We start from the raw sequence: 21,262 nt of genomic DNA, 5'->3' as shown, positions 1-21,262 counted from the left end.
TGTCGCTTGCCAGGGTGATGGGACCACCGTTTTGCCATGAGCATGGGACCGGTTGTTTCCGGTTACTGGCCGTTGTGATGGTGACTGACGAGATGGCTGCTGGTCAATTCGGCTGGTCCGAATTGACCGGCTTTGCGGGGCGGGGTTTCTGACGTTGCCGGTAGGACTCGCCTTCGACGACGAGTTCGTAGGCCGCGGATTGGAGCCGGTCCATCGCCGACTGCGCCAGCAGTGGGTCGGCCATCATGGTGAGAATCTCTGGGGGTTCGCGGTTGCTGGTGATGATCGTTGAGGCGGTGCGGTGGCGTTCCACGATGATTTCATAGAAGTCATTGGTCTCGGTGGTTTCAAGCCGGTGCAACGCGAGGTCATCGATGATGAGTAGCTCGACGCGGTGCAGTTTGCGTACCTCGTCTTCATAGCTGCCGTCTAGCCGTGCCCCGCGTAGGCGTTTGAAGAGTTTGTCGGCGCGTTCGGTGTGCACGCTGTGGTGACGTCGGACCGCGATGTGTCCTAAGGCGTTGGCCAGGAACGTTTTTCCGACCCCGACCGGGCCCATGATGAGCACGTTGTAGGCGTCGGCCAAAAACCGCAGCGAGGTCAACTCTGCCCACAACTGGCGGTCGTAGCTGACCGCGGCGGTATCGTCCCAGGCCTGTAACTGCATCTGCGGATCCAGACGGGCCGCCTTGGCGCGTAGTTGGGCGGATTTGCGGTCGCGGCGGGTGACCTCATCGGCCAGCAGCATCTCCAGGAAATCGTGATGCGGCAACCGATTGGATCGTGCCAAGGCGAGCCGTTCGGGCAGGGTGTCGAGCAGCTGGCCGAGCTTAAGACGGCGCATCAGGACTTTGAGGTCTGCAGAGATCTCGATCGGCTTGACCGCTGGGGTGGCGTCAGGACGGGCGGGGCTCATGATGGCCTCCGCACCGTAAAGTCAGTGGCGGCGCGCACGAATCTGGATGCCGTGGGCGACGGCTTGGGGATCAGCGGCAGCTGCGCACCGGCGCCACGGGTGAGCATGCGCTCGATCAGGCCGACGTCGATGACCTCGGCGTCCAGCGCGCGTCGGCAGGCATCATCGACCGCCTCCGCGCCGTGGCGGCGCACCAATCCCAACAGGCGGTAGACCTGGCGCATCTTGGTCCACGGCAGCGGGTGTTCTAACACCGCGGCGGCGTAGACGCCGACATGGGTGCCGTGGGTGGCTGCCTTGCGCTGCAACGTGTTCAGATCCCGCATGGCATAGACCGACACCTCAGCGGGCAGGTCGGCGGGATCGGTGTGGCGGCGCCCCGGACCCACCACGGGGTGGACCTTGATCAGCTCACCGCGCCAATACAGTTTGACCGTATGCGCATCCACGCGGGCATCGAGGCGGCGGCCAATCAGCTCGCCGGGAACGCTGTAAAGCGCCCGCGCGATCTGCACATGCCGATCCGGGGCCACCTTGGGCCGGCTCCAGGTCGGGATGTCGAACACCTCGTTGGGCACCGGCTTGAGTTGGGGTAGCTCCTCGGCGGCGAACACCTCGACCGGGCGGCACCGGGTGGTGCCGTGGATTCGCATCCCGGCCACCTGCCCACACCACTGCTCAGCTCGCGCGCGGCAGTCACTCAGGTTCCGAAAGTCTTCTCCGGCAAAGAAATTCGATCTCACATATTGGACGCAGCGTTCGACGCGAGGCTTATCGCGGGGGCTGCGGATGCGGGTGGGGTCCACAGCGAATCCCCGAGCCTGGGCATATTCGCGAAATGCGTCGTTGAGCTTCGCGTCGGTCGCATCAGCCTTATCCACGATGGTCTTCATGTTGTCCGGGATCACCACCGCGAACACCCCACCAAAGAACACCCACGCCGCTTCGAACCCGGCGATCACCTCGCCCAGGGTCTGCCGGTAGGTGGGCCAAACGAACATGTGCCGCGAATACACCGCGGTGAAGATCAACCCATGCACCACCCGCCGGCGGCCGTCCTCGATGTCGGTGAGCAGCCCGAGTCGACCGAAGTCGACCTGCAGTTCGCTGCCGGGCTCACAATCGGCCACCGGCACCGTGGCCCGCCGTTGCCCAAAGCCCAATTCCGTTGTGGCATATCGATGCAACGTGCGATACGACACCACCACTCCGCGCCTGCCCAGTAGCGTGTGCACCTTCGTCAAGGTCAAGTCCTGTTTCAGCCACGCCTGGACCTGCTCACGCTGAGTGTCGATGATCTCCCACGTCTGGCTCTTGCCGTTGGGCCGGCTCGGCCGCACCTCGGCGATCACCGCCGCCAACAGCTCGTCAGTCAGCTGACAGGCGTCGCCATCACGGTCCAGCCCGCACGCGCGCGCCCGATCCACATACCGGCGCACCGTTTTGCGGTCGGTGCCCGAGAGCCGGGCCACCTCCCGATACCCGCGACCATCCAGCCACAGCCGCAACATCTCCTTGACTTCGATCACAGAAACCTCCCGGTAGCTCATTCGGCCAATACAGCGGCCGAGCAACCGGAAGCCCCGACGCCACGCCGGGTGGTCCCATAACTGGCAAAACAGCTAGCCAGGTGGTCCCATCACTGGCAAACGGGTGGTCCCATGCTCATGGCAAAACCGGCGCCGAGCTGGCCCCTTGTCCCTGGCAGCCGACAAAGTCGAAAATTCCGGCAATGGACAGAGATGATGCGGCTCTGGCTGCGGCCGGCTAGTCGTGTCACGGGCCAAGCCGGTCGCGCGACGATGAACACGTTCGGCCGCGCGTAGTCGAGGAGTCGGACGAAACAATCGTGACTACGACCAGATATGAAACTGCATCTACGTACCGGCTGTCGTAGATGATCAAGGTGTGGTGACGCTTCGGCTGGTGAACTTGCCAGGTGCTTCCCTCGTGACATAGCAGGAGGTGATGAAGTGCCCAAGGGTCATCAGCGGATCGGATTTGCAAGCGACGATGACGGTTCGCGACGACGATCAGGCCGCCATCTTGTGGCGATACGCGTTGCGATTGATGGGCGGCGCTTGTCGTGCCAAAGTCGTGGTCTGGGAAACGCTGCTCCGGGGGGACCTCGGAATCGCCGAGGGGCCGGTCAAGTCCCGATTGCGCTATGTCGCTCGGACAGAACGGCTTACGCTGCAAGAGGACGGGGTGACACGTTGACCGCGCTACCGCCCATCGCGATGCCCGCTGGCAGCGAACGCCAAATGATGCAAGGTAATTGGCTCGAGGCCAAAAGCCGTCCGGCAGCCCGATCCGTGTGCCTTCGAGCCCGAATGCCTGCTAGTAGCTAGGGATGGAGGGCGATGATGACATTGTTACGCGGACTTGGCCCGCCTGGTGACAACCACCTCCATGCGATGTGGGATGCCGCGTACGTCTTGGGATCACTGTCGGCCACCGATTGGCGGGAATTCGAGGCCCACATGGCCGGCTGCCCGCAATGCCGTCAGGCCGTTGCCGAGCTCAGCGGCATTCCGGCCATGCTGGCGCAGCTCGCCCGCAGTGACATTGGTGCGATCAACGAGGCAGACCACCCAGCCGGAGCAACCGAGATGCCGCCGGATTTGCTGCCGTCGATGCTGGCCGCGGTCCGTTCGCACCGCGTTCGAAGCCGCGCGATGATCTGGGTGGGCTCGGCTGCCGCTGCCGTCATCCTGACGATCGGTGTGTTAATTGGGGTTAATGGCAGGTTCCCGACTTCGCCGCCACAGGCGGCGCTGCCGATGGACCAAATCGGTACGACCCTGCTGGCGTCGACAGTGTCACTTAGCGGCCAGCAATGGGGTACAAACATCGCGCTGAAGTTCGTGTGCCTAGCTCCACCCGATGCTCCTCACGATACGGTGGCGTTGGTCGTCGTGGGCCGCGACGGCAGCCAGACCCGGCTGGCGACGTGGGTGGCGATCCCAGGCCATACGGCGACGCCCACCGGTAGCATTTCGATGCCGGTAACCCAGATCGCCGCAGTACAAGTGGTTTTGGCCGACAACGGCCACGTGATGCTCCAGCGCTCGATCTAGCCTCGACCGCAGCCGCACCCAATTGTTATGCGAGGCGCAACGCTACGGCTCCGCCTCGAAGTTGTTCTGGTCGGTGTGGGTTCTCCGGGCTGGACGGTGTCGTAGGTCAGGACGATTCGTCGTGTGCGTTGAGGGCAGGGCAGCAGGGTCGCCGCTCATGGGATTGCCATTAAGGAAGTCCCGTAGCGTCTTCCGGCACCGGCTCGCAGCCCGCCGATGCTGTCAGTGGACAGGCCCACGCCCAATTCTGTAAGAACTCGTCGAGGGTAAACGTTCCTTCACGGGCTATTGATATGAATCACTGCGTCAAGGCGTGCGTGTGCACGAGGCCGATTCTCCGACGGGCGACGCCGATCATCGCTGGACCTCGACGGTTACTCAGACTGGGGAGGCCTGTGCGCTTTACCGTTTAATCATCTACTATATGTGTACGTAGACAGTGCTGCATCAATGACCCGTGAGGAATTGGGCGCCTACGATGGCGCCGCTGACAGACAGGAAGAGGATTGCTCCGTCGCGACCCGCATATGGATATTCGATGCGCCGGCGGCGGATCTGATCGGGTCGAGTCCGATCGTTTCCGAGGCGTTAGACCAGCCGGCGCGAACGTCAAGGGTGGAACGGCCTTCCAAAGCCACGTAATGTTATCTAGCGAAACCCGGAGGTGCACATGACTGAAACACCCTAAGCCCCAAGCGAATCCACGGCCGGAGAACCGAGCCCTCAGCGATCCAGCCGTCTAGGTCAGGCCGCGGCAGTGGTGGGAATCACCGCCGGTGTTGTCTTCATCGTGGGTGCGGTGTTTGTTTCGGGCTTTTTCCTTGGCTCCCGCTGGGAGCATCACAACGGACCGCAGGTGATGCGCTGTGAGATGGGCGGGTCTGGCGGCGGAATGGGAGGCATGATGGGGCCCGGTGGCATGGGGCCGATGGGGCCTGGCCAACCGTCGTCGTCGACGTCGACTACTCCTTCGGCCCCGGTCACGCCGAGACCGTAGCCGAATGGCCTAGCAACCGCATCCAGAGGTTCCTAGGCCACGCATTGACTCTGAAACCGTTCCGCAGCAAAGAAATTCGTGCTCGAAGGACGGCCGGCTCGGGCGCGTCCGTCCATGACCGCCCACGCGCGTGGCTGCTACTCCACTGGTCATCTCCTTCGGTTGGCCGCAAATCAACTGCGCAGGGTGCATATGGAATTCGGTGGCAATAAGAGTCCATCCGTCACCCGGGTCGCTATGTCAACATGAACTGGGTCCGGCTGGCGGTATGAATTGGCCCACTTAGGATGCTTGAGGATGCCGGGTGAGCGAAGCTGGGTGTATGCGTGCAGAGCTACTCACGAGCCCGGGGTGTCCAAATGCGGCGCTGGCTCGGCGCCTGCTCGTGGACTGTCTGTCCGAGGTTGGTTTCGCTGAGCGAGTGGTGGAAAGAGTCGGTGCATATACATCGCCGACCGTGCTCGTTGATGGTGTCGATGTCATGACATCGGGTGCCCCATTGATCGCCAATGCGTGCCGGCTGGACCTCCCGACCAGGGAGCGAGTGCTGGCGGCGCTGAATGATGATCGGCGCCGTTAGCCTGATCGACGCGCCCGCGGCACGGATTCAGCTGGGGCTGAGACTTTAGATTTCGGGTCTGGGCCAGCCGGTAGGAGGCGGTGCCGGTTCAATAATGGCGCCGCCGAAGGTAAGTCGGGCGAATGGCGGCGCAGAAGCGTGGGGCGGTAAACGGTTTGTCCACCGTGAGGAGGCTTCCTTGCTGGCGATCGCGATAGCGTTCTTTCCTCCGCTGGTCAAAACCTGGAAGAGCAGGTCGGCGCTGCACGTGCCTAGTTCCGTGTAGCCAATCAAGCAGCAGAAGATCCACACGCCCCTGGCAGTAGGTGGCCTTGGTCAGTTGTTTGTCGTCGGCGGCTTCGACGAGCTCGTTGACCAGTCATGGCCAAGGTGTAGCCCGACCTGTCACAGACATCCGCAAGTCTGACTCGATGAACCCACTACTGTCTACGCAAACGCGCAGGAGCCCTCGGAAACCGTGCACGTGCTGGTCCCGGCAGGGTGCCGATCTAGCTGTACTGACCACGGGCGTCCGTGAGTTCGACGCCGGCTGGGGCGTCCAGATCGTTTTCCAAGATCCAGCACACCGTGGAATGGTCATGTTTGGTCGGCGTATGGCGCGATGCACGGTCGAGAAGAGTCTGCAAGTGACCCTCAAGCGCGACGAGTTCGGCGATCTGGGCGCGGACTTGGTCAAGGCGGCTGTGCAGGACTTGGCGGACGTGCCCGCACGGCACCTCGCCGCGGTCATGAATCGCCAAGATTTGGCGAACCTTCTGCAGGGTCAACCCGGCCGCTTGACCGCGATGGATGAACCGCAGCCGATCCACGATCTCGGGTCCATAGTCGCGATACCCCGAAGCGCTGCGTGCGGGCGACGGTAACAGCCCCGAGTCCTCGTAGAAGCGGATCGTCTTGGTGCTGGTCTTGGTCAGTTTGGCCAGCTCGCCGATCTTCATGCGCCCTCCTTGACCTTCCAGTGCACTGGAAGGATAACACTGGATTCATGGCAATCGCGAGCTGCGGAGGTGCGCTCAAGGTTGACGGTTGGTTTCGGTGAGTCCAGAAGTCACCTTGGCCCCAGAGATTGTTGCCGGCTTGTACGGCAGTAATTGGCCTATGACGCCCGCGGCAGTGGCTTGATGGTCTCTTCAGTCCGGTCATCACGGCGGACACCACCGAAGTTGAACCCACCGACGGGTCAACAATTTGCATGACATGAAAGGGAGCACTCGGAATGGTGTTGCACGGATTCTTGGTGAAGGCGGTACCCACGGTGGCGACCGGCGTAGTCGGGGTTGCCGCGTATGAGGCACTGCGCAAGGCGGCGGGGAAGGCTCCGTTGCGGAAGGCGACGGTCATCGCTACCGCTTGGGGCATACGCGTTGTCCGCGAGGCCGAGCGCAAGGCCGGGGCGGGCGCCGAGCAGGCTCGACTGACGGTCGCCGACGTGGTGGCTGAGGCCAAAGAGCGCGCCGGGGAGGAAGCTGCACCACTGACAGTGGTGGACTCGAGCGACGACAAATGACCACTGGGGTCCTTGACGGCGACGTCGCATTGAAAGTTGTATCCGATGCGTCGGGGCGGATGCGTGTGCGCGTCACCGGGTTTGGTGTGGACGCTGTTCGCGCCGTCGCGATCGAGGAGATGGTCTCCCAAGTGACCGGCGTGCAGGCCGTGCAAGCGTATCCGCGTACCGCATCCGTGGTGGTCTGGTACATGCCCCAAGCCTGCGACACCGCTGACGTGCTGTCGGCGATCGCCGAGGCCGAGCACATCCCCGCCGAATCGGTGCCCGCGCGGGCCCCGCACTCGGCTGATATTCCAAAGACCGGTGTGCTGCGAAGAATTGCCAGCGGGATCGGATTGGCGCTGTTCGGCTTGCGCCGTGATGTGCAAGATCGTGCGACGGACGGCGAGAGTTGCGGCGGCTGCGGGTCTGGGCCGGTCATCGGGGGTGAGTTGTCGCCGGACGAGCAGAGTCGGCGCGAACGGCGCAAGTGGTGGCGGCGGGTGTGGTTGGCCTTCCCGCTGGGGTTGGTAGCGATGGCTTCGACAATGTTCTTCGGCGCCTACCCTTGGGCGGGCTGGTTGGCGTTCGCCGCGACGGTGCCGGTGCAATTCGTCGCCGGGTGGCCGTTCCTCCAGGGGGCGGTCGAGCGGGCGCGGGAGTTGACCTCGAACATGGACACTCTGATCTCGCTGGGCACATTGACCGCGTTCCTCTACTCCACTTATCAGTTGTTTGCCGGTGGGCCTCTGTTCTTCGACACCTCGGCGCTGATCATCGCGTTCGTGGTGCTGGGCCGCTATTTCGAAGCCAGAGCCCAAGGCAAGGCGCGCGAGGCGATCAGCAAGCTGCTGGAGATCGGTGCCAAGGAAGCCACGCTGCTTGTGGACGGCGAGGAGCGCCGCGTGCCAGTCGATCAGGTCCGCGTCGGAGACCTGGTGCGCGTGCGGCCGGGGGAGAAGATCCCGGTCGACGGCGAAGTCATCGACGGGCGCGCCGCCGTCGATGAGTCGATGCTGAGCGGCGAGTCCGTCCCGGTCGAGAAAACGGTGGGCGACCATGTTGCCGGCGCGACCGTCAACACCGATGGGCTACTGACGGTGCGCGCCACGGCGGTCGGGGCGGATACTGCGCTGGCGCAGATTGTGCGACTTGTCGAGCAGGCGCAGAGGGGCAAGGCCCCGGTCCAGCGGCTGGCCGACCGGGTCTCGTCCGTGTTCGTTCCGGCCGTCATTGTTGTTGCCGTCGCGACGTTTGCGGGGTGGACGCTGCTTGCCGGCAACCCGATCGGCGGCATGACCGCGGCGGTCGCGGTGCTGATCATCGCGTGCCCGTGTGCGCTGGGCCTGGCCACCCCCACGGCGATCATGGTCGGCACCGGCCGGGGCGCAGACCTGGGAATCCTGGTCAAGGGCGGCGAGGTGCTCGAAGCGTCGAAGAAGATCGACACGGTGGTATTCGACAAGACCGGCACCCTCACCCGCGCCCAGATGCGGGTGACCGAGGTCGTTGCCGGCAAGCGGCGCAAGCCCGATCTGGTGCTGCGGATCGCCGCCGCAGTCGAGTCGGGCTCCGAACACCCGATCGGCGCGGCGATCGTCGCCGAAGCGCATGAGCGGGGATTGGAGATCCCGGCCGCCACTGCGTTCACCAACGTCGCCGGGCACGGCGTGCGCGCCGAGATTGACGGCAGGCCGGTGGTGGTTGGGCGGCGCAAGCTCATCGACGAGCACGATCTGGAGTTGCCCGACCACCTGGCTGCAGCCGCCGCAGACCTCGAAGAGCAGGGCCGCACCGCGGTGTTCGTCGGCCGCGACGGTCACGTGGTGGGTGTGCTAGCGGTGGCCGACACGGTCAAAGACGACGCCGTCGACGTGGTCCGTCAACTGCAGGCCATGGGTCTGCGGGTCGCCATGATTACCGGCGACAACGCCCGCACCGCGAACGCGATCGCGAACCAGGTCGGCATCGAGCAGGTGCTGGCCGAGGTGTTGCCGGAAGACAAGGTCACCGAGGTTCGCCGGCTCCAGGACACGGGCAAGGTGGTCGCGATGGTCGGCGATGGCGTCAACGACGCGCCCGCCCTGGTGCAGGCTGACCTCGGCATTGCCATCGGCACCGGTACCGACGTGGCCATCGAGGCCTCCGACATCACCCTGATGTCTGAGCGGCTAGACGGTGTCGTGTCTGCGATCGGGCTCTCCCGGCAGACCCTGCGCACCATCTACCAGAACCTCGGCTGGGCCTTCGGCTACAACACCGCCGCAATCCCACTCGCCGCGCTCGGCATGTTGAACCCGGTCGTGGCGGGTGCCGCGATGGGGTTCTCCTCGGTCAGCGTGGTAACCAACTCGCTGCGGCTCCGCCGCTTCGGTCGCGAGGCCCAGCTGGGCGTACGCAAATCAGTGGGCGCTGTGAAATGAGGAGCCACGAAATACCCTGCATCAGGGTTGCGCCACGCCGTATGCGATTTCGACGCGGCTCCGCTGGTTGCAAGGCATTTCGCGGCTTGCCCTGGGGCACACAAGATTTCGCGAACGATGCAGCACTGAACAGCCGAATGGCACTCCACGCTTGAGCGGATAAGGGAGTGGAGGCGTACGTCGACCTCGCCCATGCTGAAGGCGCGAAAGGACTGTCGGAAGCGGCTTTCGTACGCTCAAATCCGAAATAGCGTGGCGGAGAACAGGATAGACATGCCGATAGCCATCCCTGCCTGACTTAGGTTACCCAGCGACCTGAACAGGGACGGCTCATGCTGACGTTTGACGAAGTACCAGTAGGTCCAAAAGAGCGCCGCAACCGCGAAACCGACGGCAGCGAGCCAGTTCACAGCGCTAAACCATACAGGCGGTCCGCTGCTTGCCGGCATGGCCGTGCCGGCCATGTCCATGCCCGGCATAGACGACATGGCTGGCGGAACGTGGTGCTCGGTGCTCGTTCGGGCCGGATACCACCGAGCGTTCATCATGGCGTACATCCAGCCCGTCGCCAGCATCATCAGAGTGTGATACCCGTACCTAACGCGCAAGGCGGTTGTTCGGGCCACAGCGAAGGCCATCGTCACGAACGTCATGGCCGCTAGCAGAAAAAACACTGTAGGTCCCGTCGAAGGCAGATGTGCGCCCGACGGCGGCCAGGCCATCATCACCATTGCCACTGCCATGACGAAATGCAGCCCGTGACTGACGACCCAGGCCCACGGTCGGCGTTTGCCGACGATCGCCAGCACGCATTCGGTGGCGGTCAGGACGAACAATCCGGTGACGACCCAACGAAGTGCCGAGTCATGAATCATGCGATACCGAGCCGCTCCCATCGATGTCAGAGAGGACGCCAGTGGTCATTTGTGTCGTCCGCGCTTGCCAGTCACGCGCGTGGCACGAGCACGCGCCAGGCTCATCACTCTCGACCTGGCGCCACCGCGTAGAGCATTGCGATCGTACGGCCAGTCGCCAATTGGCGTGCTGTCCAGTACTTTTAGACGATGTACTCCGAGCCGTGCTACCGCGCCGTATACCTTGCCCGCTACGCGGGGGCTGCAGGCTAAGATCGCGCGCATCGTCGTCCATACAGGTCATAGCCATCGGTCATAGGTGTCACCGTCAAACCCGCCTTGGCCCTGAGGCTGTCGTCGTACTTGCTGGGCATCGCGCCATCCTTCCCAAGCAAGAAAGTGCGCACGAAACTCGGGACTGTTCAGTTGCGCCGCGCAATACGCCGAGGCATTGGTTAGGAAGGCGATAGTTTCTGCCTGTTCAGCCACCTGCCTGCGGAGCCGCACCAATTCCGCTCGCTCCTTGGGTAAAAGCGGTTCACCGCCACTGGGATCATGTAGCAACCCGCCAGCGCTGTCTGCAGACATCCGCCACCGTTCATCGCGCACCCATGTGTGCAGCACGCTGTCATTCAAGTTGAGCTCCCGGGCGACATCGACGACCCGCTCCTTTCCATCGATGACACGATGTGCGGCCGTAAACCTGTACTCAGGAGTAAACGATCGCCGAGTTCGTCGCATCGCGCCATCCTTCAAAGAGCCCAAGTCCTGTCATCGCCGGTCCCCGACGCTTCTTTGCAGTCCCATGACATGCCTCGAGCGTGCTGCTAAGACCCAGACAACTACCCGAGGCTACTATCTATGTACGCAGATAGTAGATATAGGACTGCACAACTGGCAATACCGATTTCGAGCCATTTTGCAATCCCGCGATTCGCGGAGATCGATCCACGGCCACTGGCGTGGAGGATGAGATCGGCCAGCTCGCTATCTTCGTACCGCACCTCCTTGACCTTCCAGTGCGCTGGAAGGATAACACTGGGTGGTGTGCCACGGATCGGGAGGTAATGGCGGTGGGCACAACGGTTGTTTCGGTACTCGAAATCTCGTGTGCTGCTTGCAAGTGCGCGATTGCTGACGGTATGACGGAATCCACGAACTCACCTGCGGGCCCCGACTTGGCCTCGGCTAGCTTCCTCAACCCGATCCTCACGGGCGCGGCAATGGGATTGCCTTCGGTCAGCGTGGGCGCCACTGCGGTGCGCCTGACGAGCTCCGACGAGAGCCCGACGGCACGATGAGTGTCTCAGTCTGCTTGCTGCTGTACAGCTTCGCGGTCGCGACGCTCTCACCGTGGGTGCTGCCTCGCTTGACCCATGCGGGTACCGCCCCGCGGTTAGGGGTGGTTGCGTGGTTGGTGGTGATGATCAGCGTTGTCGCTTCGTGGCTGGCCGCAACCGCATTCCTCATCGTGTCTCTCGTGCGTTATTGGCATGAGCCAGGTCGACTCGCCACCGCATGTTTCGAGTCGCTGCGGCGGCTGGTCGACGGCGGCGCCGCGGTAGCGTTGCAGGTGGCCTTGCTTGTGCTGGCCGCTACCGCGGTCAGCACACTGAGCACGCTGGGGTGGCGCTCGGGCAGGTCTCTGCGGCGGGCGCGCGCGCAGAGCCACGGGCACGCCGCAAGAGCTCGGGTGATCGGCCGCCGCATCGATGGAGTGGATGCCGTCGTGGTGGACGCTGCCGAACGGGCCGCGTACTGCGTGGCCGGCCACCCTGACACCGTCGTTGTGACCAGCGCAGCGCTGGACTCACTCACCGATCGCAATCTGCAGGCTGTGCTGGCACACGAACGAGCCCACCTGGCCGGGCGCCACCACCATGTTCTGGCCTTCGTGCGCGCCCTAGCGGTTGCCATTCCCAGGGTGCCCCTGTTCAGCACGGCCGATCGAGAGATCTCTCTGTTGCTGGAGATGGCCGCCGATGACGCCGCGGCCCGCAGATGCGGTTCGCTGACACTGTTGGACGCGCTGCTGGCATTGTCCATGGATGCCAAGGCGCCGCAAGGGGCCTTCGGGGCCACCGGAACGGAAGTGCTGGCCCGCGCCGAACGTCTGGCCGCACCGGCCGCCGCTCGAAATCGATGGAGCAGCCGGATGTTGCTTACCGCCGCAACCCTTCTCATCACCGGGGGGCCGCTGATTCTCGCCGGTCTTACTGCAGCCGGCGCCATGTGGTGCTACCCGATCGCCATCTAAAGGCGAACGTCGGCCGAGCGCGTATCTACCTAATACCGAGTTGTGACACCAGCTCGGGACAACCGCGCCTGTCGGAACGCCGCCTGCCGAGGCCCTCGCGCGACAGGGTCCGCCTTTACGGCGCCATTACGGAAAACTGAATCCCGACAAGCCACGGCGCTCAGAGCCAAACCATTTGCGGGGCAGAGTGATCAGTTTTCACCATCTGTGTTCCAATCCGCAATCCGCCACACTTGCTAATTTACCCACCTACTAAGTACTATAGTAGACAGTATATATCCGCTCCGCTGGGAGGAGCCAAGACCTCGCCATGGGGAGCGATGGGATGGCCAAAAGAATGGAAGCACTGCCATGTTCGCCGGCATCACTTGCCACGCCGGCGCCCTGGTTACCGCCACTGTGGTGCTAGCCGGCACCGCAATTGTGGGCTCCGGCACAGTAGCGGCCGACCCCAACCAGGACGACCAGTTTCTGGCGCTGCTCGTTGAAAAAAAGATTCCCGCCCGCCGGAACGTGCCGAGCCTCATCGCCACTGCCCATAAGGTGTGTCGCAAACTCGATGGCGGCATGCCGGTGGACGCGGTAGTGGACTTGATGAGGAACACTGCGTTCAACGTGGACCCTCCCGAGCGCCAATACCCCCCCGAGCGCATCACGCGCACCCTCACCCGATTCATCACTGCAGCGGTGGAGGTCTACTGCCCGTACAACCAACAAAAGATTGATTCCATCACGGCTATGGCTAGTTCCGCGCCTGGATCGAATGAACCGACGCACCGGGTCGCCGCGTCCACGCACGACACGGTCAACTCAGCAAGCGGTCCGCGCGAGCCGCGCTTTTACATGATCGACACTCCGGCGGCGCGGCAGGAACCGATGGGCACCGGCGTGGTCCGGCTGACATACGTGCTGGACGGCGCCACCTTCGTGGCGGGCCGCTACGGGAACGACCGGTCGGACCGTGGTGCGCCGGGCACAATGCTCACCTCGCTCACCGGAGCGGTTCCCGAGGGAGATTCCGACTTACAGAACCCGCCGCAGATTCCGCCACCACCGCCGCCCACGGCGCACAACCTGATACCACCCCGGCCAAACGCGGCACCGCCGCCACCAAAACAACCGCCCCCGCCGCAAGAGCCCCCGCCACCACCGCAACAGGCGGAGCCTCCTGCTGCGGCTCCTCAACCTGGGGGCGATGCCGGCGACGGCGGTGGAGGCACCGGCGGGGGTGGCAGTGGTGGCAACGGCGGTGGCGGTCCGGTGCAGTCGGCGCCGGCGCCCCACATGCCGCCGGGCTTTGTCAGGCTCGCACCATGAGACAGCAATGGCCCCGTCACCGCCGTCAAAGCCTTCCGATGGTCGCGTCGTTAGGTGTAGTCATGGTCTCGTGTTTCGCCTTCAGACGAAGCAGCCTTAGGGCAGTTATCGATTTGGCGTGAGCCATCGCGGCTTCCTTATCGAAATCGGCCGCGATCTACCAGCAGGTGTCGTCATCGCTGAGTGGGTACAGGCCGATATGTGTTTCGCCTCGCAGGTGGGCATCAACGACCTCAGGGTCAGTGGTAGGTAAGGCGCGTCGGCCCGGTTCATACCCTTGCGCCAAGATCCTTTGATCGCCGGCATCCAACCTGAACGGCCATCTCGACGATTTTCCCAGCGCAACGCGTAAACATCGGTGCGACAACGGAACAAATCGAAGAAGAACCGCACCTTATGAGCGGAGCTGGAGCCCATTGTCACCGGTGAGGCCCGCGCCCCCGTCAGCGTCGCCTGGTCACTGGAGGCCGCGCGTGCCTGTTCCTCACTCAATTGCAGGAGATGACGCAAACGCGCGTTGTCGGCACGCAGCGTGTCTAACTCACCGGGGAAACTCTCGACACCGCCAACGGCCAACTCCTTTGTGCAGCACACTCTTCGGCGGAAGGGTCTACTCCCGCCAGCGCTCCCCGAGCGCTTTCGCCGCTGTAGACACCTTCATGACCAGACGACGCTCGCGGTTCGTGACGGGGACGAAGTGGTAGTGCTCGTAGAAGGATTGCGCCTCGTCGTCTATGGCATCAACGACGATGAGCCGGCCGCCGCCGATTTCCGATGCGGCGACGGCTTTGCCTAGTGCGTCCAGAAGCAGCTGCTCGCCATATCCCTGACCCCGCAGCGATGTGTCGATCGCCAGGCGGGCAATCAAGTATCCGGGTATGCGGGAATAGCCACCGGCCATGGATCCCGAGATGCCGTCGTCGTTGCGTACTACTTCGGTGGGGCGGATGGCGAAATAGGCACTGACTTTCGGTTCGCCGAGCGGGGTCCACACGTAGACGTGCGCGACCCCGCTGCTGTCCGCGCGACGGGCATGGGCGATGAGCCAGGTATTCAGCGACTCCTTACCGCAGTCGAACCCTTCCAGCGTGTGGGCGTCAGTGAGTCGCGCGGACTCGAACACTGTTCAACGCCTTGTGAAGACCGCTGGTTTGCGTGCGGCTGCCGCCAGCCGCGGCGCGTCGTCAGCAGCCTCGAGTGAGGACATCAGTTTGTCAAACTGTTCGGGCTCCATTGCCGTTACCAGCTCTTGGCGCAGGATGTCTTCGGCCCGTTGCATCGCAGCTTTCCGCACGAACTCCGAGTTCTGCTCATGGACAAGGTTGGCGGCGCGCTGGATGCGGTCCAAGGTCGCTTCCTCAGCGCGAAGCTCGATGCGCTTCGTTTTGACTGCCACGACAACACTCCTTCTTCCTTTAGTCATCTCTGCTCGCAATTGCCGATCACTTTATTGTACGGTGAATGTACGTACAGGGCTAGGCAAGGCTGCGATCGGCGCTGGGGACCAACCGAGGACCACACGCGATGCGCGATGCCGAACGGCCTGCACGTCCATTAACTTGAAGCTCGATGCGATGGCGGCGGAAACCGCCAGCGACCTCGGAAAACGTGCTACCCCCACTTCCTGGGGGTCAAGTGGTCGCAGGTTCAAATCCTGTCAGCCCGACCAGTGTCAGCCCGACCAGGCCTACGAATGGCGGCGGCGAACGCCTCGCCCGCGGCGGGCGCTCGCCGTGATGAGAGCATGGGCCCGATGACAACCCACACCTGCATGGGCTGCGGCCTCAAAACCCGCTACTCCTACGGGCGCAACTGCGTGGCCTGCGGCCGACAGACCCGCCGCTCGTACTACGGCGAGTGGGCGGATCGGTATCAGCAGGCCGCGATCGCGTTTGCGGCGCCCGCGAGGATCGTCAGCATGGGCGAGAAGCATCCGACGGCCGCGTTGACGTTGGGGGTGCCCGGCTCGCTCATCGCCATGGCCGCTGTCGCCGCGTACCCGATGGTGTTCGTGCCGTTGCTGTTCCTGCTCGCCGTGGCTTTGGTGGCGTCCATCCGCTACGAGGAAGCCCGCAACCCCTCCAAGTAGGTTCTGCCCCGTCAGTCCTCACGGTCCGGCTCGGTGAGTTCCGGCGCGTTCTCGCGAGTCGCCATGCCACCTTCGTGGCCGTGATCCGCGGGGCCGGGACGGCCGCCCTTGGGCTCGTCGTCATCCTTTTCCGAGTGCTTGCCCATCGCAACCTCCTTCGTCGACCGAAGGACTACCCGCAACGGCGCGATCTGAAGACTCCTACCGCGCCTTCCGGAGGTCGGCGAGCGATTGCTTGAGCCCGCCGTCCATCCGGATCTGCACGGCGGCCCCCGCCACCATGATCGCGGCGGTCACCAGGTGCACGACCGCGTCGGTGACGTTGTTGGGAAAGGTGAACACGAACGCGACCCGATGCGAGAAGAACGCCCAAATGCCCGGCAGCGCACCGGCGATCGCGGCGAGCAGCAGATACAACACCGACCACGACTTGCGCATCGCGAACACCAGGCCTGGAGCGAACAACGCAAGGCCGGCGACGGCGTGCCACCCGTTGTAGTCCATGCCGAACAGCTGGACGGTCGGCGCGGTCGGCCCGATCGCGAAGCTGGGATTCATGATGAAGCCGATCACCGCCTGAATGACGTGGAAAACACAAATGATCAGCAGCCCGACCTGGGCGAAACTCCACCTCACATGGCACCCCCTTGTGCGCGGCAAGATGCCCGAATACTACGCGCTGTAGTAGCTCCTGGCAATGGGGCCGCACCAAGCGGCTGAACGTCAGTTCCGCCCGGGAATCTTCATCACGGTCCGCACGATGGGCAACAGCGACTTCTGCCACAGGGTCGACGGAATGCCAAGCGGCGGATCAAGATTGAACACGCGTGCGGTCGCGATCGTCTGCGATTCGGTGTACTTCAACAGGCCCTCGGGACCGTGGCGGCGCCCGACGCCGGACTGACCCATCCCGCCCATCGGTGCGCCGAGGCTGCCCCACGCGAACGCGTAACCCTCGTTGACGTTCACCGTCCCCGACCGCAGCCGGGCGGCGATCTGCTGGCCCTCGGCGGAGGAACCGGCGAACACGCTGGCGTTGAGCCCGTACTCGGTGGCGTTGGCCTTCTCGACGGCCTCGTCGACGTCGGCCACCGGATAGATCGAGACGACCGGGCCGAACGTCTCGTTGGCCGCGCACTCCATCTCCGGCGTCACGCCGGTCAGCACCGTGGGCTCGTAGAACAGCGGGCCGAGGTCGGGGCGAGCCTTGCCGCCGGCAATCACCTTGGCGCCCTTGGCTTTCGCGTCGTCCACATGGTCGGTTACGGTGTCCAGCTGGCCGGCGGAGATCAGGCTTCCCATGTCGATCGAGAAGTCATACGCGGAGCCCAGCTTCATGCCGCGCACCGCGGCGCCGAACTTGCCGATGAAATCGTCGGCGATGTCTTTCTCGACGTAGATCCGCTCGATGGAGATGCACAGCTGGCCCGCGTTGGAGAAGCACGCGCGGGTGGCCGCCTTGGCGGCCTTGTCGAGGTTGGCTCCGCGCGTGACGATCATCGCGTTCTTGCCGCCGAGCTCGGCGGAGAAACCGATCAGCCGTCGGCCGGCGTGCTCGGCGAGCTGCCTGCCGGTGGCGGTCGAGCCGGTGAACATCAGGTAGTCGCAGTTGTCGATGATCGCGGTGCCGACCACCGAGCCCGGTCCGGGCACGACCGTGTAGAGCGCTCGCGGCAGGCCGGCGCGATACAAAAGCTCGGCGCACGCGAGCGCGCAATACGGGGTCTGGCTGTCCGGCTTCAGCACCACCGCGTTACCGGCCAGCAGCGCGGGCACCGAGTCCGAGGCCGTCAGGGTCATCGGATAGTTCCACGGCGAAATCACCCCGACCACGCCCTTGGGCTGGTAACCCACCGTGGTCTTGCCGATGCCCGGGAGCAGCGACTGCACCGTGCGCGGCTTCAGCAGGTCCGCGGAGACCCGCGCATAGTAATTCGCGTTGGCGACCAGGTCGACGATCTCCTCCTGTGCGGCCCATCGGGCCTTGCCCGCCTCGGCCTGCAGGAGATCCATCAGGAACTCGCGGTTCTCGACGACCAGGTCGCGATACCGGCTGATGACATCGACGCGCTCGCTGACCGGACGGTTCGCCCAGTCGGCCTGCGCCGCGCGCGCCTCGGCGAAGGCGGCTTCGACGTCTTCGGCCGTGCCGACGGGGATGGTGGTCAGCGGCTTGCCGGTGAAGACCTCGTCGATCGTCTTGGTCTGGCGTGCGGCGGCGTCCGTGATCGCGGCCAACGAACGCAGGCGGTCGAAGACCTCGGCTGACGGTGCGGGCATGTCGTCACCTCTCAAAAAGCGCAGGCGTCCAAAACACCAGACTATTGGGTTTGCGATGCCGAGCGTGGCCGGCCGCATCGGGGCATCGACCGGTTGGGAAGCACGGTAAACGGGTAGAGCAGTCGACGATGCGCAACCAGGGGCAGTTCGACGCGATAGCCCGAGAAATGGTCCAAGGGGTCTCGGGCGTCTGTTGCGTGCTGCTTGATCGCGACCTGCGGATCCGGGCTGCAAGCCGGGCCTACGAGCAGGCCACGCTGCGGGAACACAACGAGCTGCCGGGCCAGTATCTGTTCGAGGCCTTCCCGGACAACCCGAAGGACCCGCAATCCGACGGGACGTCGAAGCTCGCGTCGTCCCTCGAGGTCGCGATGAGCAGCGGCCACACGCACAAGATGCGGCTGCAGCGCTACGACATTCCCGATCCCGCGGCGCCCGAGGAATTTCTGCCCAAGGTGTGGAGTCCGGTGAACTCGCCACTGCTCGACCACGGCGAGCTGGTGGGAGTGGTGCACTGCGTCAAGGAAGTCTCCGAAAGCAGCCAGCTCCTTGCCGAGGTGGCCCGCGAGGTCGAGCGCGGTGACTCCTGGGATCCGGCCGAGCTGCTGCACACGTTCGAGGCCGTCAGCGCCGTGGAAGCCGGCCTTCACGCCCAGCGCCAGGAGTCGCTGGCCCTCGAGAACAAGCAACTGATGCGCGCCATCGAGACCCGAGATGTGATCGGGCAGGCCAAGGGCGTGCTGATGGAACGATTCAACATCGACGCCGGTGGGGCGTTCGGCCTGTTGACCCGCCTCTCTCAGCAGACGAACACCCGGGTCGAGCAGATCGCCCGCACGCTGGTCGAGACGAAGCGCCCTCCGCGCTCGGCCTGAGCCGCCGGCACGGCGCGGACCGCGATCGGGGCTCAGACGATGTGCAGACCCTGGGCCAGCTGCGACACCCCAACCACCGTGAACAGGATGACCAAAATCTGCCGGTGGTAGGTCCGCACCCAGTCGTGCAACACCCGGAGTAGGGATTGGGTCTTGGCCGGCGTGGCCACGTACCCGACGAGGATCACCTCGACGACGGCGTACATCAGGACGATGAACGCGATGGCGGCGCCGAACTGTGCGGTGAGCGACGCGCCCGACGCCATGATGATCGCGACGATGAAGAGGACGCCGTCGACCGGCACCGAGATCAGCCCGATCACCCACGCGACCCACGACGACCCGCCCTCCCATGCGTCGTGGATGCGGCCGAGCAGGCGCCGGACGGGGGAGCCGTCGTCGCTCGAGACATCTTGGACCCGGGTCAGCAGCCGCGGCATGGCGATGGGCGCCGCGGAGGCTGACGACGGTGCCGGCGATCGGGCGTCGGGCGAGGGTTGCGCCACCCGCTGGCGCGTCACGAAGCGCACCGTCATCGCCGCCGCGATCGACAGCCCGATCACGCCGAGGCCGATTTGAACCTTTCCGAGGGTCGCGCCCGTAGAAGGGGAAGACGAACCGTGCGCGATGTGCCCGAACATGGGGGTGAAGTTCAGCAGCATCAGGGGGAGCAAGAGCTCGGGTACGCATACCGTCAGCCCGCCGATCCAGTAGGCGAGCAGACTCGGTCCCGGCCGTGGCCGCGAGATCATCAGCAGGGCAAGCCCGAGACGAACCGGGTTGAGCGCAGCCAGAATTCCCAAGCCCAGCACTGACCCCCACATGGCCGCAGCTCTACCCGCACCTGTCGACGCTTAAACGCCGACGGGTCGCGACCGGATCGGCGCCGCCGCGAAGCGCGGCCCGCCCAAAGCTATGAGCCCGCTGTGCGCCGAATCTTGATCTTGGTCAACGGATTCGGGCGAAGCCGACGAGCGGCACGCAAGCGCGTCCGTGAGATCAATCACAAGGCCCCGGGGTTGCCGGTTGGCCGGTCCCGCCGGCCAAAACGGCCGGAAGAATCGTGCGCCAGACGTAGCCAGCCGTATGTGCGCAGCGTCACGCCCGAAAGCAAACGCACCACTTGGCCGAACGCCGCCGCGGCAATCCGACTCGCCACAGCTACGGCGAAGCTCGATGTGTCGATCATGATGGCGGGGTGCTAATCGCGGTTTAGCAAGCGTCCGTACGTTTTTGCACGGTGCGGCAAACGGACTGTGTCGCCGGGTATCAATTGGCTACTCCGAATCGTGGCGCCGCGAATAGACTGTTGAAGCCATGATTCGGACCGCACCTGCGGCAGGATTATCGGTTACGCCGCGGCCACGGCGCCGCGCGCCGAGCCGCCGGACGGGCCAGAGGCAAATATTTTTCGTTCACGTAAGCGACGTCCGGAATGCCGGGCCGGCAAATTCATTATTTCCCTAGGTCGCTTGCGAAAAGAACGGTATGGCACCCGTGTCGTGGCGATATCAAACGGTGCCGAGCGTCAAAGTTGTTTTGCTGGACAGCGAGACACGAGTGCAACAACGGCCGCTGTTAATGTCTTACATGAGAACGTAATTCAAATGTTTCGGAACGAGCGGTCGGGGTACACCGCGAGCGTGAATGGCGACATTGACGTTCGTGGGACCTACCCGGGTAGGGGGTCTGCCATGGCCGTCATGGCTCAGTTGCCACCGCGTCCAAACTCACGGGCGCCATTTTCGACCGCATCTGCCGGTCGAGATGCTGATCGAGCCTAACGGCTCAATCCTTAAGTGCCGCACGGTACTTCGTGTGGTGCGCAGCGCTTTGGAGTTTTCGTTTCGGTGTTAGGGGGTCCATCAATGCAGCTCAATCCGTTCGACGACGACGGCGGCAGTTTTTTCGTCCTGGTCAATAACGAAGAACAACACTGTCTTTGGCCAACTTTCACTACCGTTCCCGCCGGTTGGAGAGTAGTTTTTGGGCAAGCCGACCGCGCCGCATGCCTGCACTACATCGAAGAACACTGGCCCGATATCCGGGCGAAAAGCCTCCGCGACACGCCGACCCGCGCCGGTTTGTGATGTTTACACCGATGT

20 protein-coding genes and 2 pseudogenes are annotated in these 21,262 nt (G+C 64.0%); 9 read left to right on the top strand and 13 right to left on the bottom strand.

Going from position 1 to position 21,262, the window contains the following annotated elements:
• Positions 1 to 103: 103 nt before the first annotated feature.
• Complete coding sequence (locus K883_RS22235) at positions 104 to 916, bottom strand: ATP-binding protein (protein WP_014711800.1); 813 nt, start codon at positions 914 to 916, stop codon at positions 104 to 106.
• Positions 913 to 2,466, bottom strand: coding sequence for an IS21 family transposase (gene istA / locus K883_RS22230; RefSeq protein WP_033712892.1), 1,554 nt, complete (start codon positions 2,464 to 2,466; stop codon positions 913 to 915). Before istA ends, K883_RS22235 begins: the two co-directional genes overlap by 4 nt.
• 571 nt (positions 2,467 to 3,037) lie before the next feature.
• On the opposite strand from istA, the pseudogene K883_RS28650 reads away from it, so the two are divergent.
• Together K883_RS28650 and K883_RS22220 are read left to right on the top strand one after the other, a co-directional pair.
• Positions 3,038 to 3,136 (top strand): annotated as a pseudogene (locus K883_RS28650) (RNA polymerase subunit sigma); the annotation flags it as partial.
• A 143-nt stretch (positions 3,137 to 3,279) separates the two neighbouring features.
• Entirely contained in the window at positions 3,280 to 3,996 is a 717-nt protein-coding gene (locus K883_RS22220; RefSeq protein ID WP_014711797.1) for an anti-sigma factor family protein, read from the top strand.
• A 1,626-nt stretch (positions 3,997 to 5,622) separates the two neighbouring features.
• Here the strand turns inward: K883_RS22220 and K883_RS28645 are convergent.
• Both K883_RS28645 and K883_RS22215 read right to left on the bottom strand, forming a co-directional pair.
• Positions 5,623 to 5,931 (bottom strand): annotated as a pseudogene (locus tag K883_RS28645) (ATP-binding protein); the annotation flags it as partial.
• Between the two features lie 130 nt (positions 5,932 to 6,061).
• Positions 6,062 to 6,511: a heavy metal-responsive transcriptional regulator gene (locus K883_RS22215; RefSeq protein ID WP_014711796.1), complete on the bottom strand. Its 450-nt coding sequence runs from the start codon at positions 6,509 to 6,511 to the stop codon at positions 6,062 to 6,064.
• Positions 6,512 to 6,789: 278 nt separating this feature from the next.
• Between K883_RS22215 and K883_RS22210 the strand changes: the two genes are divergently transcribed.
• On the top strand, positions 6,790 to 7,080 hold the full coding sequence (locus tag K883_RS22210) for a DUF1490 family protein (protein WP_014711795.1): 291 nt from the start codon (positions 6,790 to 6,792) through the stop codon (positions 7,078 to 7,080).
• 59 nt (positions 7,081 to 7,139) lie between these two features.
• Positions 7,140 to 9,485 (top strand): copper-translocating P-type ATPase, encoded by a 2,346-nt coding sequence (locus K883_RS22205; RefSeq protein ID WP_014711794.1) that lies wholly within the window; start codon positions 7,140 to 7,142, stop codon positions 9,483 to 9,485.
• A gap of 236 nt (positions 9,486 to 9,721) precedes the next feature.
• Here K883_RS22205 and K883_RS22200 read toward each other — a convergent pair whose 3' ends face one another.
• Together K883_RS22200 and K883_RS28640 are read right to left on the bottom strand one after the other, a co-directional pair.
• Positions 9,722 to 10,360: a DUF5134 domain-containing protein gene (locus K883_RS22200; RefSeq protein WP_014711793.1), complete on the bottom strand. Its 639-nt coding sequence runs from the start codon at positions 10,358 to 10,360 to the stop codon at positions 9,722 to 9,724.
• A 279-nt stretch (positions 10,361 to 10,639) separates the two neighbouring features.
• The gene (locus K883_RS28640) at positions 10,640 to 11,080 is read right to left on the bottom strand and encodes a transposase (RefSeq protein ID WP_014711792.1); all 441 of its coding nucleotides are present in this window, start codon (positions 11,078 to 11,080) and stop codon (positions 10,640 to 10,642) included.
• A gap of 574 nt (positions 11,081 to 11,654) precedes the next feature.
• Between K883_RS28640 and K883_RS22190 the strand changes: the two genes are divergently transcribed.
• Both K883_RS22190 and K883_RS22185 read left to right on the top strand, forming a co-directional pair.
• Positions 11,655 to 12,596: a M56 family metallopeptidase gene (locus tag K883_RS22190; protein WP_231504774.1), complete on the top strand. Its 942-nt coding sequence runs from the start codon at positions 11,655 to 11,657 to the stop codon at positions 12,594 to 12,596.
• A gap of 351 nt (positions 12,597 to 12,947) precedes the next feature.
• Positions 12,948 to 13,913, top strand: coding sequence for a DUF732 domain-containing protein (locus K883_RS22185; protein WP_014711789.1), 966 nt, complete (start codon positions 12,948 to 12,950; stop codon positions 13,911 to 13,913).
• A gap of 610 nt (positions 13,914 to 14,523) precedes the next feature.
• Here K883_RS22185 and K883_RS22180 read toward each other — a convergent pair.
• Together K883_RS22180 and K883_RS22175 are read right to left on the bottom strand one after the other, a co-directional pair.
• Complete coding sequence (locus K883_RS22180) at positions 14,524 to 15,036, bottom strand: GNAT family N-acetyltransferase (RefSeq protein ID WP_014711788.1); 513 nt, start codon at positions 15,034 to 15,036, stop codon at positions 14,524 to 14,526.
• Between the two features lie 3 nt (positions 15,037 to 15,039).
• The gene (locus K883_RS22175) at positions 15,040 to 15,309 is read right to left on the bottom strand and encodes a type II toxin-antitoxin system TacA family antitoxin (protein ID WP_014711787.1); all 270 of its coding nucleotides are present in this window, start codon (positions 15,307 to 15,309) and stop codon (positions 15,040 to 15,042) included.
• 297 nt (positions 15,310 to 15,606) lie between these two features.
• Between K883_RS22175 and K883_RS22170 the strand changes: the two genes are divergently transcribed.
• Complete coding sequence (locus tag K883_RS22170) at positions 15,607 to 16,002, top strand: hypothetical protein (RefSeq protein ID WP_020822705.1); 396 nt, start codon at positions 15,607 to 15,609, stop codon at positions 16,000 to 16,002.
• An 11-nt stretch (positions 16,003 to 16,013) separates the two neighbouring features.
• Here the strand turns inward: K883_RS22170 and K883_RS28425 are convergent, their stop codons facing one another.
• From K883_RS28425 to K883_RS22160, 3 genes are all read right to left on the bottom strand, one after another.
• Positions 16,014 to 16,148, bottom strand: a complete 135-nt coding sequence (locus K883_RS28425) for a hypothetical protein (RefSeq protein WP_008257331.1) — start codon at positions 16,146 to 16,148, stop codon at positions 16,014 to 16,016.
• 55 nt (positions 16,149 to 16,203) lie between these two features.
• Complete coding sequence (locus tag K883_RS22165; protein ID WP_020822704.1) at positions 16,204 to 16,638, bottom strand: DUF4383 domain-containing protein; 435 nt, start codon at positions 16,636 to 16,638, stop codon at positions 16,204 to 16,206.
• Positions 16,639 to 16,725: 87 nt separating this feature from the next.
• The gene (locus K883_RS22160; RefSeq protein WP_036455890.1) at positions 16,726 to 18,282 is read right to left on the bottom strand and encodes a succinic semialdehyde dehydrogenase; all 1,557 of its coding nucleotides are present in this window, start codon (positions 18,280 to 18,282) and stop codon (positions 16,726 to 16,728) included.
• 128 nt (positions 18,283 to 18,410) lie between these two features.
• Between K883_RS22160 and K883_RS22155 the strand changes: the two genes are divergently transcribed.
• Entirely contained in the window at positions 18,411 to 19,157 is a 747-nt protein-coding gene (locus K883_RS22155; protein ID WP_036455886.1) for an ANTAR domain-containing protein, read from the top strand.
• Positions 19,158 to 19,189: 32 nt separating this feature from the next.
• On the opposite strand, the gene K883_RS22150 is transcribed toward K883_RS22155, so the two are convergent.
• Positions 19,190 to 19,981 (bottom strand): GAP family protein, encoded by a 792-nt coding sequence (locus K883_RS22150; RefSeq protein ID WP_014711784.1) that lies wholly within the window; start codon positions 19,979 to 19,981, stop codon positions 19,190 to 19,192.
• A gap of 179 nt (positions 19,982 to 20,160) precedes the next feature.
• The gene (locus K883_RS27675) at positions 20,161 to 20,346 is read right to left on the bottom strand and encodes a hypothetical protein (protein ID WP_136244581.1); all 186 of its coding nucleotides are present in this window, start codon (positions 20,344 to 20,346) and stop codon (positions 20,161 to 20,163) included.
• 679 nt (positions 20,347 to 21,025) lie between these two features.
• Between K883_RS27675 and K883_RS27195 the strand changes: the two genes are divergently transcribed.
• Complete coding sequence (locus tag K883_RS27195; RefSeq protein WP_081914402.1) at positions 21,026 to 21,247, top strand: MbtH family protein; 222 nt, start codon at positions 21,026 to 21,028, stop codon at positions 21,245 to 21,247.
• Positions 21,248 to 21,262: the final 15 nt, after the last annotated feature.

This window comes from Mycobacterium sp. TKK-01-0059 (assembly GCF_000709305.1).
Lineage (GTDB): Bacteria > Actinomycetota > Actinomycetes > Mycobacteriales > Mycobacteriaceae > Mycobacterium > Mycobacterium intracellulare.
Note: the sequence above shows the minus strand (reverse complement) of the source record. Positions and strands in the feature narration are given on the sequence as shown.

Bases quoted from the DNA above. Each gene is read 5' to 3' on its own strand.
- K883_RS22210 (WP_014711795.1), top strand. From the start codon at position 6,790: ATGGTGTTGCACGGATTCTTGGTGAAGGCGGTACCCACGGTGGCGACC.
- K883_RS27195 (WP_081914402.1), top strand. From the start codon at position 21,026: ATGCAGCTCAATCCGTTCGACGACGACGGCGGCAGTTTTTTCGTCCTG.
- K883_RS22155 (WP_036455886.1), top strand. From the start codon at position 18,411: ATGCGCAACCAGGGGCAGTTCGACGCGATAGCCCGAGAAATGGTCCAA.
- K883_RS22205 (WP_014711794.1), top strand. From the start codon at position 7,140: ATGCGTGTGCGCGTCACCGGGTTTGGTGTGGACGCTGTTCGCGCCGTC.
- K883_RS28425 (WP_008257331.1), bottom strand. From the start codon at position 16,148: ATGGGCAAGCACTCGGAAAAGGATGACGACGAGCCCAAGGGCGGCCGT.
- K883_RS28640 (WP_014711792.1), bottom strand. From the start codon at position 11,080: ATGCGACGAACTCGGCGATCGTTTACTCCTGAGTACAGGTTTACGGCC.
- K883_RS22220 (WP_014711797.1), top strand. From the start codon at position 3,280: ATGATGACATTGTTACGCGGACTTGGCCCGCCTGGTGACAACCACCTC.
- K883_RS22185 (WP_014711789.1), top strand. From the start codon at position 12,948: ATGTTCGCCGGCATCACTTGCCACGCCGGCGCCCTGGTTACCGCCACT.
- K883_RS22160 (WP_036455890.1), bottom strand. From the start codon at position 18,282: ATGCCCGCACCGTCAGCCGAGGTCTTCGACCGCCTGCGTTCGTTGGCC.
- K883_RS27675 (WP_136244581.1), bottom strand. From the start codon at position 20,346: ATGATCGACACATCGAGCTTCGCCGTAGCTGTGGCGAGTCGGATTGCC.
- K883_RS22235 (WP_014711800.1), bottom strand. From the start codon at position 916: ATGAGCCCCGCCCGTCCTGACGCCACCCCAGCGGTCAAGCCGATCGAG.
- K883_RS22150 (WP_014711784.1), bottom strand. From the start codon at position 19,981: ATGTGGGGGTCAGTGCTGGGCTTGGGAATTCTGGCTGCGCTCAACCCG.
- istA (WP_033712892.1), bottom strand. From the start codon at position 2,466: ATGAGCTACCGGGAGGTTTCTGTGATCGAAGTCAAGGAGATGTTGCGG.
- K883_RS22170 (WP_020822705.1), top strand. From the start codon at position 15,607: ATGGCGGCGGCGAACGCCTCGCCCGCGGCGGGCGCTCGCCGTGATGAG.
- K883_RS22215 (WP_014711796.1), bottom strand. From the start codon at position 6,511: ATGAAGATCGGCGAGCTGGCCAAACTGACCAAGACCAGCACCAAGACG.
- K883_RS22200 (WP_014711793.1), bottom strand. From the start codon at position 10,360: ATGATTCATGACTCGGCACTTCGTTGGGTCGTCACCGGATTGTTCGTC.